The organism is Microbacterium sp. ZW T2_14, from assembly GCF_044987405.1.
GTDB lineage: Bacteria > Actinomycetota > Actinomycetes > Actinomycetales > Microbacteriaceae > Microbacterium.
Map to the genome: position 1 here is coordinate 134540 of NZ_JBJDRK010000001.1, position 17015 is coordinate 151554.

General features: G+C 68.3%; 16 protein-coding genes and 1 pseudogene. 10 read left to right on the forward strand and 7 right to left on the reverse strand.

The genetic code is table 11. The features are described from left to right. Positions 1 to 1336: 1336 nt before the first annotated feature. From ACI3KY_RS00560 to ACI3KY_RS00570, 3 genes are all read right to left on the reverse strand, one after another. Positions 1337 to 1999: a helix-turn-helix domain-containing protein gene (locus tag ACI3KY_RS00560; protein WP_404928321.1), complete on the reverse strand. Its 663-nt coding sequence runs from the start codon at positions 1997 to 1999 to the stop codon at positions 1337 to 1339. 195 nt (positions 2000 to 2194) lie between these two features. Beyond that, positions 2195 to 3370 (reverse strand): thiolase family protein, encoded by a 1176-nt coding sequence (locus ACI3KY_RS00565; RefSeq protein ID WP_404928253.1) that lies wholly within the window; start codon positions 3368 to 3370, stop codon positions 2195 to 2197. Between the two features lie 17 nt (positions 3371 to 3387). Next, complete coding sequence (locus tag ACI3KY_RS00570) at positions 3388 to 4539, reverse strand: acyl-CoA dehydrogenase family protein (RefSeq protein WP_404928254.1); 1152 nt, start codon at positions 4537 to 4539, stop codon at positions 3388 to 3390. A gap of 75 nt (positions 4540 to 4614) precedes the next feature. Here ACI3KY_RS00570 and ACI3KY_RS00575 point away from each other — a divergent pair, with 75 nt between their 5' ends. From ACI3KY_RS00575 to ACI3KY_RS00590, 4 genes are read left to right on the forward strand one after another with little or no spacing between them, the layout of a single operon-like run. After that, entirely contained in the window at positions 4615 to 5220 is a 606-nt protein-coding gene (locus ACI3KY_RS00575) for a TetR/AcrR family transcriptional regulator (RefSeq protein ID WP_404928255.1), read from the forward strand. After that, the gene (locus tag ACI3KY_RS00580) at positions 5217 to 5975 is read left to right on the forward strand and encodes an SDR family NAD(P)-dependent oxidoreductase (protein WP_404928256.1); all 759 of its coding nucleotides are present in this window, start codon (positions 5217 to 5219) and stop codon (positions 5973 to 5975) included. Before ACI3KY_RS00575 ends, ACI3KY_RS00580 begins: the two co-directional genes overlap by 4 nt. Then, positions 5976 to 6746 (forward strand): enoyl-CoA hydratase/isomerase family protein, encoded by a 771-nt coding sequence (locus ACI3KY_RS00585; RefSeq protein WP_404928257.1) that lies wholly within the window; start codon positions 5976 to 5978, stop codon positions 6744 to 6746. Continuing rightward, the gene (locus tag ACI3KY_RS00590) at positions 6743 to 7597 is read left to right on the forward strand and encodes an SDR family oxidoreductase (RefSeq protein WP_404928258.1); all 855 of its coding nucleotides are present in this window, start codon (positions 6743 to 6745) and stop codon (positions 7595 to 7597) included. The genes ACI3KY_RS00585 and ACI3KY_RS00590 overlap by 4 nt, the downstream gene beginning before the upstream one ends. A gap of 1 nt (position 7598) precedes the next feature. On the opposite strand, the gene ACI3KY_RS00595 is transcribed toward ACI3KY_RS00590, so the two are convergent. From ACI3KY_RS00595 to ACI3KY_RS00605, 3 genes are all read right to left on the reverse strand, one after another. Beyond that, a complete protein-coding gene (locus ACI3KY_RS00595) occupies positions 7599 to 8405 on the reverse strand; it encodes an FCD domain-containing protein (protein WP_206687653.1) in 807 nt (268 codons plus the stop codon). A 76-nt stretch (positions 8406 to 8481) separates the two neighbouring features. Further along, positions 8482 to 9453: an acyl-CoA dehydrogenase family protein gene (locus ACI3KY_RS00600; RefSeq protein ID WP_404928259.1), complete on the reverse strand. Its 972-nt coding sequence runs from the start codon at positions 9451 to 9453 to the stop codon at positions 8482 to 8484. Continuing rightward, positions 9450 to 10598, reverse strand: a complete 1149-nt coding sequence (locus tag ACI3KY_RS00605) for an acyl-CoA dehydrogenase family protein (protein ID WP_404928260.1) — start codon at positions 10596 to 10598, stop codon at positions 9450 to 9452. Before ACI3KY_RS00605 ends, ACI3KY_RS00600 begins: the two co-directional genes overlap by 4 nt. Before the next feature lie 111 nt (positions 10599 to 10709). Between ACI3KY_RS00605 and ACI3KY_RS00610 the strand changes: the two genes are divergently transcribed. The 3 genes from ACI3KY_RS00610 to ACI3KY_RS00620 are packed head-to-tail and all read left to right on the forward strand — an operon-like array spanning position 10710 to position 13689. Next, a complete protein-coding gene (locus tag ACI3KY_RS00610; RefSeq protein WP_404928261.1) occupies positions 10710 to 11756 on the forward strand; it encodes an acyl-CoA dehydrogenase family protein in 1047 nt (348 codons plus the stop codon). Next, positions 11753 to 12856 (forward strand): acyl-CoA dehydrogenase family protein, encoded by a 1104-nt coding sequence (locus ACI3KY_RS00615; protein WP_404928262.1) that lies wholly within the window; start codon positions 11753 to 11755, stop codon positions 12854 to 12856. Before ACI3KY_RS00610 ends, ACI3KY_RS00615 begins: the two co-directional genes overlap by 4 nt. 2 nt (positions 12857 to 12858) lie before the next feature. Then, positions 12859 to 13689 (forward strand): SDR family NAD(P)-dependent oxidoreductase, encoded by an 831-nt coding sequence (locus ACI3KY_RS00620; RefSeq protein WP_404928263.1) that lies wholly within the window; start codon positions 12859 to 12861, stop codon positions 13687 to 13689. On the opposite strand, the gene ACI3KY_RS00625 is transcribed toward ACI3KY_RS00620, so the two are convergent. After that, positions 13662 to 14417: an enoyl-CoA hydratase-related protein gene (locus tag ACI3KY_RS00625; protein ID WP_404928264.1), complete on the reverse strand. Its 756-nt coding sequence runs from the start codon at positions 14415 to 14417 to the stop codon at positions 13662 to 13664. The genes ACI3KY_RS00620 and ACI3KY_RS00625 overlap by 28 nt on opposite strands. A 58-nt stretch (positions 14418 to 14475) precedes the next feature. On the opposite strand from ACI3KY_RS00625, the gene ACI3KY_RS00630 reads away from it, so the two are divergent. From ACI3KY_RS00630 to ACI3KY_RS00640, 3 genes and pseudogenes are all read left to right on the forward strand, one after another. Further along, positions 14476 to 15471 (forward strand): NAD(P)H-dependent flavin oxidoreductase, encoded by a 996-nt coding sequence (locus ACI3KY_RS00630; RefSeq protein WP_404928265.1) that lies wholly within the window; start codon positions 14476 to 14478, stop codon positions 15469 to 15471. Continuing rightward, positions 15468 to 16274: an enoyl-CoA hydratase/isomerase family protein gene (locus tag ACI3KY_RS00635; RefSeq protein WP_404928266.1), complete on the forward strand. Its 807-nt coding sequence runs from the start codon at positions 15468 to 15470 to the stop codon at positions 16272 to 16274. Before ACI3KY_RS00630 ends, ACI3KY_RS00635 begins: the two co-directional genes overlap by 4 nt. 2 nt (positions 16275 to 16276) lie before the next feature. Continuing rightward, a pseudogene (locus ACI3KY_RS00640) lies at positions 16277 to 16957 on the forward strand (SDR family NAD(P)-dependent oxidoreductase); the annotation flags it as partial. Between the last annotated feature and the right edge of the window lie 58 nt (positions 16958 to 17015).

Genomic DNA, 17015 nt, shown 5'->3' on the forward strand with positions numbered 1-17015 from the left:
GGTCGCTGGGTCGATCGTCCACGATGCTACTCGTGTAGATTTGCGCCTGCAAGTCAGAATCTACTCGAGTTGCGCTGGTGTGGGGTCCGTATGTGCGCCGTGCGGCGTGGCCAGATCGCAGGATCCAGATTCTGCCCAGCGAGGATGGCCACCGCTCAGTGGAGCTTGTGTTCCACGGCCACTGGGACAAGGCCCCCAAGCGGGCAGACAGACGGTCGCAGCGGGACCGACTGCGGAAGGCATTGTCACGCCCCTCCCGTGGGTTTGATGCCCATGGGGGACGGGGGACAGGCGCGCCGCTCACGCGCCGCAGGCGACACAAGGGCAACATACGAGGATTCCGCGGGTCCGGACGTCCGGAACCCGCGAACGCGACTTCGACTCCGAGTCAGTCCGCTGGCCTCCGGCCTCCAGCAAATGTTGCGCCGACTCCGGCTATCCCACACTCGGCAGGTGTTGCCAACCTGCTGCTACGGAACCGCGGACTCACGCGGATCAGACAGAGTGCTCAGTCGATCGCGAAGCGCCTCCGATGGTGTGCAACGGCGGGTCAAGGCTCAGGCCCAACGAATCGCTGGTGAGGCGCAACATCCTGGCACCAACTGAATTGGATGCAAACAGAACGAACCCACTCAACTCGATCAGTCTGATGAGTTTGAGTGGGTTTCGAATGGCGGTGACGGTGGGATTTGAAGCCAAAGAGGCTACATCCATCACCGCCAGTCTCAACGTCGGAAGTTCGCGGCTTGCGACCGCCGAGAATTTGCTGCCGTTCCCTCTGGGCCCGTACCAACCGTCACCATCTGTGGGCACCATGTGGGCACGAGTTCTCTACCCGGCGTTACGCGCGTGACCGATCGTCGACGTAATCGTCTTGTCTGCTAAGCGTGTCACCGCAGTTCATGTCGCGGCAACAACACCCGAGTATCAGTCTCGCCTCGGTCATCCAGAAAGGGGGAGTTGAACCCGGCCGCCGGGATGGCGTCCACGGCCTTTCGTAGTCAGTCGAGTTGATTCGACGCGGTTCGCGGTCCTGTGTGGCACGTTCAGCGATGCTGGAGGTCGTTCAGCCGGACGTAATCGGCGCGCAAGCTGAGCGCATCCATCCGCCTCGATCGCCTCATTCGATACTCTCTGTTGCCTCGCATCTCAGCGCCACGAGCGCGACCTGTCTGAGTGACCTCACTACGGACCGACCCCTCCCCCGCCCGACTCCACCAGTGGCGCCGTGCGGTCCAGGCACGCGGCGATGTGCGCACGTGGGGCTGCAGCGGCGGACGCCACGACTTCGTCGCGTCCAGGGCATTGGGCCCCATGGAGCCGAACGGATGCGACTCTAGGCCCTCTCCTTCTCCATCGCGGGTCGGATCGCATCCAGGGCGCGAGCGAGTCGCGCCAGCGTGTCGGGATGGACTCTGGGGACGCTCCCATTAGCGAGGCCGGCAACCGTGGTGCGGCCAACCCCGCTCTCCTTCGCGAACTTCCGCAGGCTCACCCCGGTGTCGGGCAGGGTCCTTATCACTCTTGCAACCTGGGTCGCATCGACGGATGCCCGGTACGCGGGGACGCCCCTCCTTCGCGCTTGATTGCGCCTTGCGGCGTTGCGAGCCTCCACACAACTGAGATCATCAGCGTTCCGTGGGCAGTCACCGCTGCTCCGACAACCTCGCAGATACCGCGCCGTCGTGCCATGCGGCGGCTCAGAGGATGCCCGCTTCCCCACCCGCGCGCCCGTTCGAGGGTTCCGCATCGATTCACGACGTTCACGCGCGCGCTCCTGCACGCGGCTCGACTGCGGTGTTGCTACAGCCTTGACGCGAGCCACCGGCTCGTCGATCGGCAGGCGAGCGATCGCGTAGTCTCCCCGGCGGGCGAATTCAGCTTCCACGCAAGTCAAAAGCGTCGCCGACTGATGGAGAGGGCACCCGCCACGCGAGCGGCAGCCCGCGCGAAAGCCCAGTGCGGTGCCGTGTGCCACATCCTCATGCGACTGCCCCATACCGGCGACCTTCACCGGTCAGAGAATCGGCGGCGGGGCGTCTGAGCGGAAGGGGTCATCCGGTCCTTCCGCTCGGCTGCGTCGCACGCGCCTGCGAACGCAGCGCTGAGGGCGTTCAGCTTCCGCGGACGGTGAAGCTCGATCCAGCCCACTGCGCTGCTGATCGTCGTGCGGGCCATCTCCTCCTCTGTCACGTCAGAGTCTTTCGATGATTGTCGCGTTCGCCATGCCGCCTCCTTCGCACATGGTCTGGAGTCCGTACCGGCCGCCCGTGTGCTCGAGGTGGGCGAGCAGCGTGCCGAGGAGTCGCGTACCGGAGGCTCCCACGGCGTGACCGAGGGCGATCGCACCGCCCCAGGGATTGAGCCGCTCGGGGTCTGCGGCGAGCTCACGCTCCCACGCGAGGGGAACTGAGGCGAACGCTTCGTTGACCTCGTACGCATCGAGATCGTCCATTGCCAGCCCGGAGCGCTCAAGGATTCGCCGGGTCGCCGGTATGGGGCCAGCGAGCATCATGACCGGATCGTCCCCGACCACCGTGAACGCATGGAACCGCGCGCGCGGCCGTAGCCCGAGTTCCATGGCTCGGCTCTCGCTCATGATCAGCGCAGCCGACGCGGCATCCGTCAACGGTGAGGAGTTCCCCGCCGTGACGTGCCAGGACAGCTGCGGGAACCGTGCCTCGGTCTCGAGGGTGCGGAAGGCCGGCGACAGCGCCGATAAGCCGGCGATGGTCGTCGACGGTCGAATGGTTTCGTCGACGTCGACCTCGCTGCCGGCCACGTCCACAGAGACCAACTGCGAGTCGAACAGCCCGCGGGCCCCGGCCGCCGCCGCGCGCTGATGAGACCGTGCGGAATAGGCGTCGAGCACTTCCCGCGAGAGCCCCCAGCGCTGGGCGATCAACTCGGCCGAGATGCCTTGGTTCACGAGTCCCGCGGGGTACCGGCCCATCAGGCCCGGCGCAGGCGGGGCACCTGCGGCCGAGGAGCCCAGCGGGACGCGGCTCATCGACTCGACACCTGCGGCGATGACGATGTCGTACGCACCAGCCATCACTCCCTGCGCTGCGAAATGCACGGCCTGCTGGCTCGATCCGCATTGCCGGTCGATCGTTGCAGCCGGCACGCTCTCGTCGAAGCCCGCGGCCAGCACCGCCTGTCTGGCGATGTTCGCTCCCTGCTCTCCCACCTGGCTCACGCACCCCATGAGAACGTCGTCGACCTGCACGGATTCGAGCCCGTTGCGATAGAGCAATGCCGAAAGTACCCGCGCGGCGAGATCGACGGGGTGGATGGTGGCGAGCGCACCTCCGGGCTTGCCCCGACCCGACGGCGTCCGGACGACATCCACGATCACGGCTGTCTGCATCACGCGTTCCTTCTCTCTCAGCTCGCCGCGCGCTCGAGGTCGCGCGCGATGATGAGGCGCTGAATCTGGTTGGTCCCCTCGAAGATCTGCATCACCTTGGCCTCTCGCATGTACCGCTCTACGGGGAAGTCCTTCGTATAGCCGGCGCCACCGAGGACCTGCACGGCGTTCATCGTCACCGCCATGGCTCCATCCGTAGCGACGAGCTTCGCGATGGACGCTTCGCGGGTGAACGGGAGCCTACGATCACGTCGCCGCGCGGCCGTGAGGTACATGGCGCGACCTGTCTCGACCGTCGCGGCCATGTCGGCCAGCATGAAGCCGACACCCTCGTGTCGGATGATGGGCTGGCCGAACGCCTCTCGGTCCCGTGCGTAGGCGACCGACTCGTCCAGTGCCGCCTGCGCGAGGCCGGTTGCGATCGCCGCGATCCCCAGCCGGCCGGAGTCGAGCGCCGCCAGGGCGATGCGCAGCCCCTCCCCGATGCCGCCGATGACCCGGTCGTCGGGGACGAAGACCCCATCGAAGTTGACCGTGGCGGTCGTCGAAGCCGTCAGACCGAGTTTGCGCTCGGGAGGGGATGCCGAGAGCCCCACGGCGTCCGAGGGCACGAAGAAGCAAGAGATCCCGCTTCGCGGATCGGGCGACGTGCGCGCCATCACCGTGTAGAAGTCCGCCTCGCCGCCGTGTGTAGTCCACGCCTTTGCGCCGTCGAGGACGTAGCCGCCGTCAACGCGGGTCGCGCGAGTGCGCATCGCGGCGGGGTCCGATCCCGCGTGCGCCTCGGACAGACAGTACGCGCCGAGGGTCTCGCCCGAGAGCATCCATGGCAGCCAACGGCGCTTCTGTTCGTCGGTTCCGAAGCTCGCCATCGGCAGGCAAGCCAACGCATGCACGCTGACGCCGACGGCGACCGACGCCCAGGTACGCCCGAGCAGCTCGAACACCTGGAGGTACAGCTCTGTGGGAAGCGCCGCCCCGCCGTACTGCTCCGGGTACGGCAGGCTCAGCAGGCCGGCCTGACCCAGCGTACGGAACTGCTCCCGAGGGAATCGCTCGGCCTGCTCAGCCGCCGCCGCATACGGAGCAAGGGATCGCGCGCAGATGTCGGCGGTGAGCGAGAGGAGGTCGTCGGCGATCTCAGACGTGGCTTCGGCGATTGAACTCACAGCGCAATCCTCTTAATCTTTTGATTTCAGTACTGCGATCAGTACTAGATCAGCGAGTCTGGTACTCTGCTGAGTATGACACGTCTTCGCGATAGGGCGACTGCGTCGAATCAGACCCAGCGCCGCGTCGCGCTGCTGGAGCGGCTGGTGGACGTCATCTTGCGCGAGGGCTTCGCCGATGCGAGCGTCGAGGATCTCGCACGTGAGCTGCAGTGCTCCAAGACGACCCTCTACGGCATCGCCCCCTCGAAGGAGGCGATCGTGGTGGCCGGCGTGAGGCATTTCTTCCGCCGCGCGGCGGACCGCGTCGAGATTCGGCTCCTACGCACCATCGACGATCCGCTCGAGCAGATCCGGAGCTATCTGGTCGCGATCTCGGAACAGCTCGCCCCCGCGTCGGCGACCTTCTTCGCAGACCTCGACGCCTGGCCGGCCACCCGGGAGATATACCAGACCAACACCCGAGCCGCCGCCGAGAAAGTGCAGTCGCTGGTGCACGAGGCAGCCTCGGGCGACCAGAACGCCGCGTTCGTTGGAGCCGTCGCCGCACAGGTCATGGAAGCCATCCATCGCGGCGAGATCGAGACCACCGCCGGACTGGACGACTCGGCGGCCTACCGCGCACTCGCGGAACTCATCGTCCGCAGTCTTCACCCCTCCGACGAAGCAGGAGAAGCATGAAAATCGCCACCACTTCAGCCCTCGTCACGGGCGGCGCATCCGGCCTGGGCGCCGCGACCGCGCGCCGTCTGGCCGAGGCGGGAGCGCAAGTCGTCGCTCTCGATCTGCCGGCCGCCGTCGACCACGCGGCACCTGCCCCCGGCATCCGCTACGTCGCCGCGGACGTGACCAGTGCCGACGACGTGCAGGCCGCGGTGGACTCGATCGCGGCCGACCAACCACCTCTTCGTATCGTTGTCAGCTGTGCGGGCATCGCGCCGGCGCGCAAGGTGCTCGGCGCGAAGGGCCCGCATGATCTCGACCTCTTCCGTCGCGCTGTCGAGGTCAACCTCGTCGGCACCTTCAACGTGCTGCGGCTCGCGGCCGCCGCCATGTCGCAGACCGAACCGGACGAGCACGGGCAGCGGGGGGTCATCATCAACACCGCCTCGGTCGCGGCGTTCGAGGGCCAGATCGGGCAGGTCGCGTACGCCGCGTCTAAGGGTGGCGTGGTCGGCATGATGCTGCCCGCGGCACGGGACCTCGCCGCGGTCGGCATCCGCGTCAATACCATCGCACCGGGCATCGTCGACACACCCATGCTGGCCGGCCTCGGGCCGGAGGTGGGAGCGTCGCTCGCCGCCTCGATCCCCTTCCCGCAGCGCCTGGCTCGACCCGACGAGTTCGCTGAGCTCGCGCGAATGATCATCGAGCACGACTACCTCAACGCCGAGACCGTCCGTATGGACGGCGCGCTGCGCATGGCGCCGAGCTGAATGATGTCGGATCCCGTCGAACTGGTGCTCGCCGACGGCGTCGCGCATCTGACCCTGAATCGTCCCGACGCAGCCAACACCATCAACCTCGCCGTCGCGCGCCGATTCCGGGACCACATGCGAAACCTGGAGCGACAGCCACCCGCCGCAGTGGTGATCGCGGCGCGCGGGCGCGCCTTCTGCGGCGGCGGCGACGTGCGCGAAATGAGCGAGGCGCCCGACCTCTCCACCTACCTCGACCGGCTCGCCAAGACGTTCCATGAGGGGCTGCTCCTGCTCGCCTCGTTGGATGCGCTGATCATCGCAGCGATCGACGGCGCAGCGGCCGGCGGCGGACTCGGCCTCGCACTGAACGCCGATGTGCGGATCGCCTCGCCGCGCGCGCGTTTCCTCACCGCCTACGAGGCGGTAGGGCTCACCCCCGACAGCGGAGTCTCGTTCCTGCTCCCCCGCGTCGTCGGCCTCGGTCGGGCGGCCGAGATGAGTGCGCTGAGCGGGGTGATGGATGCCGCGACCGCCGCGCGCTCCGGCCTCGTCGCCGAGGTCGTCGAGACGGATCCCGCCGCTCGCGCAGCGGAGCTCGCCTCATCGGCCACCGGCCGTTCGCAAGCGCACATGTCGGCGACCCGACGACTGCTGCGCGGCGACACCGAGGGTCAGTACGCGGCCGCGCTCGACGCCGAACGGGCGGCGCTCGTCGCGGCGGCATCCACATCAGCAGCATCGCTCATCCGCCGCTTCGCACATCGTCAGAAAGACAAGCAGTCATGACCCCGCCCTCGCTCCAGGTCCCAGGCACGCTCGAAGGCAAGACGATCGTCATGTCGGGCGGCAGCCGGGGCATCGGCCTGGCGATCGCGCTGCGCGCGGCCCGCGACGGCGCCAACATCGTGCTGCTCGCGAAGACCGACAAGCCCGACCCGCGTCTGAACGGCACGATCCACGACGCCGCCGCCCAGATCGAGGCCGCCGGCGGACGCGCACTCGCCGTCGTCGGCGACGTGAGATCGGACGATGACGTCGCTGCGGCCGCCGCCGCGGCGGTCGACTCCTTCGGCGGCATCGACATCTGCGTCAACAACGCCAGCGCACTGCGAATGAGCGGGACGCTGGGCCTCACGCCGGCGCAGTACGACCTCATGCAGGACATCAACACCCGGGGCACCTTCATGCTCACCCGGGCATGCCTTCCGCATCTGCGTGAGAGCGAAAACCCTCACGTGCTCACGCTCAGCCCGCCGTTGAATCTCACGTCGCAGCGGTGGCTCGCCGAGTTTCCCGGCTACCTCCTGTCGAAATACGGCATGAGCCTGGTGACGCTCACGATCGCCGCGGAGTTCGCGTCGGCAGGCATCGCGGCGAACTCGCTGTGGCCGCGGACCACGATCGGGACAGATGCCGTGCGCAACCTGCTCGGCGGCGACGAAGCGCTGGCCCGCACGCGGCGACCGGAGATCATGGCGGACGCTGCATACGCGATCCTCACCACCCGGTCCCGGGCGCGCACCGGGCAGCTACTCATCGACGACGACGTGCTACGAGAAGCCGGTATTACCGACTTCTCGCGCTACGCGTACTCCGGCCGGGACGAGGACCTCGACGGCGACTTCTTCCTGGACTGAGTCAGAGGCTCTTGAAGGCCTGAACCGCCGCGAGCGACGAGCCGTCGACGACCTCGTTGCCGTATCGCTCCAAGACGATGGCCTGCGTGGCCCGCAGGTGCGCCGTAGCGAGCTTTGTGACGCCTTCGACATCGCCCTCGGCGATGAGGCGCACCAGCGCTGCGTGGGTCCGGAACGACTCTTTCTGCGGCTCGACGCCGGGGTACTGGGACGCGGCATTGGCGGACTCCGCCCAGATCTGCTCCTGGATCGACCAGATCGCGACCATACTGCGCACCAGCAACTGCATCGTCTGGTTGTCGAGGCCGGCGACGAGGATGTCGTGGAACACGCGTGCAGCCGCGGAGTACCGCGCGCCGTCGCCGATGTGGGCCTCGGTCTCGGTCAGGCTGGCTTCGAGCGCGGGAACGATCGTCTCGCCGCGGTCGGCCCGTGCGGCGCAGGCCGCGGCGCACATCGGTTCGAGCGTCAGGATGGTGGCGGCGAGGTCGGCGACCGTGACGCCCTGCCCCTGCAGCGAGAGCCCGAACGCGTACGCGGCCGACGACCAGCTGGGCTTGTGGACGTAGGCGCCGCCGAACTTGCCGCGGCGCACAGTGATCAGCCCCTCGGCCTCGAGAATGCGCAGAGCCTCGCGCAGCGAAGGGCCGCTCACGCCGTACTGTGCCGTCAAGTCGTCCTGACGCGGAAGGGGCACGTTGTCCGACTCGCTGCGAAGGATGCGCTTGCGCAGGTCGGCTGCAATCGACTCCGCCACGCGAGGCGAGAAGCCCAACCGCGCGCCCTGGCTCGTGCCCGATTCACTCACGCCTGCGCCTCACCTCGTGGAACTCGATTCTTCGCAAACCTTATACGGTTATGCGATTCGAGCTCTCGGAAACACGCTACGCGTAGCGAACACTCTCCGCCGTCCGCTCCGCGGTAGGCGCGTCGGCATGTCCGAAGTCGGCCCATCCGTCCGCGTCGATGAGCGCCACCAAGCGCGCAGCGGTGCTGTGGGCGCCCTCGGGAAGCCGACGCACCAGCTGCGATGCGCGCGACAGCCATGAGACGTCGACTTCGTCGGTGAAGCCCATCGCCCCATGCAGTTGGTGCGCGCCACGCAGCACCGTCGACGCGGCCCCCTGAGCAGCCGACCGCAGCGCGACGGCGTCGACGAGCGAACCGTCGCCTGCGGTGGCGATGCGCCACAACGTGTACTTGCCGAGTTCGCCGAGCGCCTCGATGGCGACGGCCATGTCGGCAAGCTGGAATCCCACTCCCTGGAACGAGATCAGTCGCCGGCCGAATTGCTCCCGCTCGCGGGTGTAGCGCACCGTATCTGCCACCGCGTGTTCGAGCAGGCCGAGCAGCCACCAGGACTGCAGCGTCAGTCCGAGCGCTGCCGCGGCGGGCGCCCGCTCACCCGTCGGCTCAGACGCCATTCGGACCGCGAACGGTGCGAGCTTCGTGCCAAGGGGGGCCGAATCGCGGGTGAGGCGGTGCAGCAAGCCGTCGGGTTCGACGCCGGTCCAGTCCAGCGGGAGGTCACCGTGCGCCACCAGAACGGTCGGCTCCGTGCCCACGAGGGCCGTGGCTTCGCCGCCCGCGGATCTGGCGAACCGCTCGGTCACGGGATACGGCAGAGCATAGAAGCCGGCGGCCTGGCTCGCCGCAGCCGCGACCTCGAGCTGCAGGGGGTCCTCGAGGGGTTCGAGTTCCCAGAGGCCGATGGCATCCACCAGATCACCCGCGACATCTCGCACCGCCGGATCATCGACCGCCCGTCGGAGGAGGTCGACGCCCCCCGCGGTTGCGATGTTCTCCCGGAGCACCTCGGCGACTTCGACGGCTTCTTCGGCGAGGGACGAGTTCATGTGTGCTCCAGAGACTTGGCGATCGTCTGCTTGTTCATCTCGACGGTGCCGGATGCGACGGTGGCCGCCTGCGAGTACCGCCAGTGGTCCTCGACCTCGCGCTCGAAGTACGTCGATTGCGGCGTCGCTCCGACGGCATCCGGTCCGAGCATCTCCATGAGGATCTCCGCCGATTCCTGGTCGAGAGTGGTGACGACGATGCGGTAGGCGGCCGCGGAGAGCGGTGAGAGCTCGGACTCGTTCGCACCCACGAGCCGATAGGCGAGCAGCCGAGCCTGGCGCGCGCGCACGAGGGCGGCCGCCCATCGCTCGCGCAGCGACTCCGGGAGGTCATGCCAGCGGTCGGCCAACGCTTCGGGCGCCTCTCGCAGGAGCCGTTCCGAGCGGGCGTAGCGTGCGATGCCGATGCGCTCGAATCCGAGCACCTCGGCGACGACGTCCCACCCCGCGCCGATCTCGCCGAGCACCTGGTCGTCGGGCACCCAGGCACTGTCGAGGTACACCTCGTTGAGGTGATGCTCGCCGAGCATCGCTCCAATCGGTCTGACCTCGACGCCCGGCTGGTCCATCTGCATCAGGAACACGGTGATGCCGCTCTTGCGGCCACCGGCCGGCCCGCTGCGGGCGAGCAGGAAGCACCATCCGGCCATGCGCGCGTACGAGGTCCAGACCTTCTGCCCCGTGATGGACCATCCGCCGTCGACCTTGACAGCCTTCGTACGCAGCGCCGGCAGATCGGAGCCGGCACCGGGTTCGCTGAATCCCTGACACCACACGACCTCGCCGGCCGCGATGGCGGGCAGGTGCTGCGCCTGCTGGGCAGGGGTCCCGTGACGCATGATCGCGGGGCCGACCCAGTTGACGCCCATGTACTGGGCGCCGCGCGGTTCGTGCGCCGCCCACATCTCCTCGCGGACCGCCGTCTGCTCCCAGACGTCGGCCGCCGCCCCGCCGAACTCGCGAGGCCAGGCTGACGCAAGCAGCTGACGCCTTCCGAGTGCGCGCGAGAACGCCTCGGTGAGGGCGAAGTCTGCGGGGTCCGGCGTGAACGCGCCGAGGAAGTCGGCCGGAAGGTGCTCTGCGATGAGAGCACGCAGGTCGGACCGCAACCGCGAGACGGACTCGGGTTCACGGTAGTCGAGCACGTATCACCACCTTGTGATCTGTCGATTAACTTTATAAAGATTACAGAGTAATCCGGTTGATCATAGCAAGACCGCGGTCTAATCATATAAAGGATTGATAGAGTAACGCTCGTGAATGAAGCAACGTCAACGGTGACGGATCACGCCATCGACTGGGACGCTTACGTCCCGCGCGAAGAGACTCAGGCGATCGTCGAGGCCGCTCGCGACCATTTCGCAGCGCTGTTCTCGGCTGATGACATTCGCCTCACATACGACGGCGACCCGCGCCCGGATCTCTGGGGGCCGCTCGTCGAGCACGGCTACACATTGATCGGCATCCCCGAGGAACTCGATGGCCTCGGCACGCTGGTGGATCTCACCGCCCTCCTCGAGGAGGCCGGCCGCGCCCTGCTGCCGGCCCCCTTACTGAGCCACGCGATGGCTGCACAGGTGCTGCTCACAGCAGGGGTGCTCGATGAGACGACCGCCTCGTCGCGGCTTGCATTCGCACGCATCCGGGGCGGGGCGCTGCACGTCTTCGACGGCGCCGGCGCGGACATCGCCGTCGCCGTCCAATCGGCCGGCGGAACGAGCGTGGTCCACGTGTTCAACCTCGCGGGAGTCGACCGCGACATCCTCCCCGCCGTCGACCCATCTCGCCCGTTCGCACGGCTCGCGCTCGACGACATCCCCTCGCGGGAACACGCCTGCGCCGAGCATCGCGACGTCGTCCTGGCCGCGCCGCGCACCTGCGTGGCTGCGGAGCTCATCGGCGTCGCCGCACGCGCCCTCGATGGGGCGATCACCCATGCCCTCGGACGGGAACAGTTCGGGCGCCCGATCGCGAGCTTTCAGGCGGTCAAACATCAGGTCGCCGACACTTATGTCCTGGTTGAGCGCGCGCGGAGCCTGGCTTTGGGTAGCGCTGTGGCCCTCGGTGCCTCGCGCGTCTCCCCCGAGGGGTCCCGCCTGTCACGGCTCGCGAAGGCGGCCGCCGGGGATGCCGCGGCCCAGAGCGTCGCACTGCAGACACAGCTGCTCGGAGCGATGGGACTGACCTTCGAGTCCGACAGCCCGCTGGCGGTTCGCCGCGCACGGCACACGATCCCGCTGCTCGGGAATCCGGGGGAACTCTATGCCGCCGTCGCGGCCGAAGCGCTGGGAGGAGCGCGATGACCGATTCGCTGACGCAGTTCCGATCCTTCCTGGACACCGTCCTCCCCAAGGATTACGCGGTCGCCTATGCGGGATACCGCGAGGACGAAGACCTGCGCCGGAGGTTCCAGGCCGCGATGTTCGACGAGGGATGGCTCATCCCGGACTGGCCTCATGGCCTCGGCGGGCGTGACCTGCCGCGCACCGAGGCGCTCACCATCCGTATCGAGGGCGCCCGGCTGCGCATCCCGCGGGAGATGAACATCCAGGCGGCCGGGGTGGTCGCCCCGGCGCTGCGGACATTCGGCACCCCCGAGCAACAGGAGCGGTATCTCCGCTCGACGCTGCGGGGCGAGGCGTGGTGGGCGCTGGGGATGTCGGAGCCCGGCGCGGGTTCCGACCTCGCCTCGCTGCGCACGACCGCCGTCCGCCGCGGCGACGTGTTCATCGTCAACGGCCAGAAAGTGTGGACGACGCAGGCCGACGGATCACGCTGGTGCACTCTGTACGCGCGAACGGATGCGACTGCGCCGAAGCACCAGGGCATCAGTTGTCTGATCGTCGACATGGACTCTCCCGGCATCACCGTCCGACGAATCCGGACCGCCGGACCGTCGATTGAGTCCTTCTGCGAGGTGTTCTTCGACGATGTCGAAGTACCCGCCGACCGGCTCTTGGGCGAGCTGAACGGAGGATGGCGCGTCGCAGTGTCGGCCCTGGAGCACGAACGCGACATGATCTGGGTCCACAACTGGCTGGAGATGCAGCGCGCGCTGGCTCCGGTTCTCGACGACCCTGCGGGGCCGTCATACGCGAACGAGCGATTGGGGCGACTCCTCGCAGACACCGAGGCGATCCGTCTCACCGGCATGCGCAGCGTCGGTGCCCGCACCGCCGGGATCGACTCGCCGGTATCGGGCATCCTGAAGCTCTTCGGATCGGAGTCCGTGCAGCGCGCCGCCGCGCTGGCGCTGGAGCTTGGAACAGATGAGGACGAGGCCCCCCTCGACCGCTTTGACGAGTATCTCGAGTCTTTGGCGGCGACGATCTACGGGGGCACCTCCGAGGTACAGCGCAACATCATCGCCGAGCGTGTCCTCGGCCTGCCGAAGGGAGCATGAACATGCCGGATCTGCCCGAACCGTCCGGTCCGCTGGCGGGACGCACCGCGCTGGTCTCGGGGTCCGGCCGCGGCATCGGCCGCGCCATCGCCCTGTCGCTCGCAGAGGCGGGCGCGAGCACTGTCATCCTGGCCCGCCACGCAGACCAGATTGCCGAGACGGTCTCCCTCATCGATGCCGCCGGCGGCCATGCTGTCGCAGCCCCCGCGGACCTCATGGACGCCGACGCGGTGGCGGCCGCGGTCGAGCCGGTCCTCGCAGAACTCGGCGGGATCGACATCCTCGTCAACAATGCCGGCGTCAACTTGAAGCGCCCCTTCATCCCCCTACCGGTCGACGACGGTGTCGCGGTGGGGCAGCCGGGTTCCGGGCCGGCGAGCGTCGGAATGGCCGACGACGAATGGGACGCGATCTTCGACACCCACGTGCGCGCGTCCCTGCAGCTCATCCGCCTCGTCGGTCCCGGGATGCTGCAGCGTCGGTGGGGGCGCGTCCTCAACATCGGTTCCAGCGCCGTCGGACGCACGCCGAACCTGTCCGGCCCCTACAAGGTCGCCAAGGGCGCGATGATCCATTTCACGCGGGCGCTGGCAAAGGAATGGGCGGAGTACGGCGTCACGGTCAACGCGATCGCGCCGGGGCACTTCCGCACCGATATGTCCAAGGCGCTGCATGACAGCGAAGAGGGGCAGGCGTGGCTCCGGGAGCGGATCCCCATGCATCACGCCGGCGATGTCCGCGAACTCGGCGCGCTCGCGGCCTTCCTGGCGGGCGATCTGGCTTCGTTCATCACGGGGCAGGTCATCTACGTCGACGGCGGCGAGACCCTCTGATCGAACGCCGCTCGAGCCGACGAGCGGTCCACCGCCCAGCCGTCCAGAGCGGCGCGCTCGACGGCGCGGGCTGCGCCCAACGACGCTTGCTGGCCGTCGGCGTACAGCCGCACCGCATTCCCGATGCTCGTGGCGTCGAGCTGCGCGATCGCGCTGGCGAGGTCCAGCGCGCGACGCTGCAGCGATCCATGGTCGACGACCTCGTTCACGAGACCCCACTCGTACGCGGTGCGGGCATCGATGGGCTGTGCGGTGAGCGTCAGCTGCCGTGCTCGCCACACCCCCACGGCGGCGGGCAGCTCAGTGCTGAGACCCCACCCCGGAGTGAGTCCGAGCTTGGCGTGGGTGTCTGCGAAGCGCGCCTCGGTGGAGGCGATGACGATCGAGCAGGCGAGGACGATCTCGAGTCCCCCTGACACGCAGGAGCCGTTCACCGCAGCGATCGTCGGCGTCGCCAGAGCCCGCAGCGCGGCGGCAGGATCGACCGGCAGACGCGTGTAGTCAGGGTCGCCGAGGAGCTGCTTCGCGTCGACGCCGCTCGAGAAGGCTGGATCGGTGCCCGTCAGCACGATCGCGCGGACGTCGGGTGCGGCATCCGCTTCGCGCAGCGCCTCGACAAGGCGCCCACGTGTGACCCGATCGAGCGCGTTGCGCGTCGGAGGATGGTCGAAGGTCAGCACCATCACGCCGCCGACGACACGGACTCGGAATCGGATGTGATCGGTCATGGCAGCCTTTCTCAGTAATCTCTATAATGATTGATGTAATTATCGGAGGCAATCAACGATGACACTCCCCGATCACATCGCGCGACGGCTGACGCTTCCGATCGTCTGCGCGCCGATGTTCCTCATCTCGGGGCCTGAGCTGGTCGCCGCCGCCCGCGATTGTGGCTTCATCGGGGCTTTCCCCCGCCAGAATGCCCGCACGGCCGAGCAATTCGCGGACTGGTTGTGCCGCATCCGCGACACCGGCCAGGCGACGAGCGATCTTCGGGGGCGCCACCCCGGACCGCTGGCGGTGAACATCCCGACGACACTCCCCGAGGACGAGATGGCGGCGGACCTCGACGCCTGCGCGAGATATGGGGTCGACATCGTCATCACCTCGGTGGGAAAACCCGACGTCATCACGCGACTCGCGCACGAGCGCGGCCTGCTCGTGCACCACGACGCGACTTCGGTGACCTTCGCCGAGAAGGCGATCGCCGCCGGTGTGGACGGGCTCAACTGCATCGGCGCGGGAGGCGGTGGCCACTCTGGCACGGTGAGCCATCTCGCGCTCATCCCGAGACTGCGGTCGATGTTCGACGGCACGATCTCGCTCGCCGGCGCGGTCGCCACCGGCGCCGCCGTACGCGCTGCGGAGGTTCTCGGGGCCGACCTGGCGTTCGTAGGAACCCGCTTCGCCGCCACCGTGGAGTCGCGTGCGAACCCGTTGCAGAAGGAGTGGATCGTCAGCGGAGACTCGAGGCGACTGCGCTACACCGCGAAGGTGAACGGTGTGCCCGCCAACTGGATGCTGGATTCGCTGGAGCACCACGCCATCGACATCGAGGCACTTCCCGAGCCCACGAGCCGGGGCCACGAGCACCTTCCGGACGACGTGCGCCCATGGCGCGACCTGTGGTCTGCCGGACAGGGAATCGAGCTCATCCATGACACGCCGCCGGTCGACGAGCTCGCGCGCCGTCTGGCCGCGGAGTATCTCGACGCGTGCGACGTCCCCGATCATCGGCGAGCCGCCGCAGAACTCGCCTCCTCCGAAAGGACTCCCCTGTGACCGACGATCGCCTCGCCGCACTCCGCCAGAGCGATGATCTCCTCCTCGGCTCCGCTGGCTCCTCTCTCATCGTCACGCTCAATCGGCCGTCTCGTGCGAACGCGCTGACGGAGCCGATGATGGACGAGCTGCGATCGCTGTGGCGCCGCGTGGCCGCGGCCGGCTGGGTGCGGTCGGTGATCGTCACCGGCGCCGGCAACGCGTTCTGCGCGGGCGCTGATGCCGGCATGCTCGCCCAGCCGCGCACCCGGATCGGGCGCGACGCCGCAGAGGAGCTGTCCTTCGTTCCCGGCCCCCACCTCGATGTGCCGGTCATCGTCGCGGTCAACGGGGTCTGCGCCGGCGGGGGTCTCCACTTCGTCGCGGATGCCGACCTCTGCGTAGCGGCCGACACGGCACGATTCGTGGATCCGCACGTCACCGTGGGTCAGGTCAGCGGCATGGAGCCGGTGGAGTTGATGCTCAGGGCCCGTCGCGACGTCATCGTGCGAATGGCACTGCTCGGCCGGTCCGAGGCCCTGGACGCCGCCAGCGCGAAAGAGGCCGGGCTGGTTTCCGAGGTCGTCCCCGCCGACATCCTGCTGGCGCACGCGGTCGCTCTCGGCGAACGGATCGCAGAGGGCTCTCCCGAAGCAGTCCGCGTCACCCGAGCCGTGATCCGCGACTTCGAGGCCGACCTGATGCGACGCCACATGGACGCCGGCTGGAAGGCGGTCCAGGATCACTGGCCGCATCCCGACGCCAACGAAGGTCCGCGAGCATTCCTCGAGAAGCGCGCGCCACGCTGGGCGGGGAGCGACTGAACGTGCTCGCGGCGAAGCGCATCATCGTCACCGGTGCCGGGCAGGGCCTCGGCCGTGCGTACGCGATCGCCGCCGCGGAGGCCGGCGCGTCGGCCGTCGTCGGAGACATCGATGGGGATGCCGCCGAGCAGACGGTCGAGGCGATCCGCGCCTCGGGCGGCCATGCCGTCGCCGTGACGGGTTCTGTCGCCGACTGGGCAGTAGCGCAGGCCCTGACCGAACGCTGCCTGCGCGAGTACGGCGGCGTCGACGGCGTGGTGGCGAACGCTGCGATCATGCGGAACGCGGACCCGTGGGACGAGGACGAGGACGGTTTGCGTGCCATCGCCGAGGTGAACATCCTGGGCGTGCAGTTCACCGTACGCCACGCGATGCGCGCCATGGTCGAGTCAGGACGCGGCGGCTCGGTGGTGACCGTTGTCTCGGGCGCCCGCGACGGCATCGCCGGAATGAGCGCGTACGGTGCATCGAAAGGCGCCGTCGCCGCGATGACCGCTAACTGGGCGCTGGCCGGCGCTGCGCACGGGGTACGGGTGAACGCGATCTCACCGCTCGGGCTCACTCGCATGTCTCTGGCAGATCATCGAACCGACCGGCCGCCGATGCCCGATCCGTCGCGGGTGGCCCCCCTCGTGACGGCGCTGCTGTCGGATGCCAGCGCTCCCATGACCGGTGCCGTGCTGCGGTTCGACGGAACGACGCTCGGCCGGTACAGCTCGTCACTACGCACGCTCGCGGCCT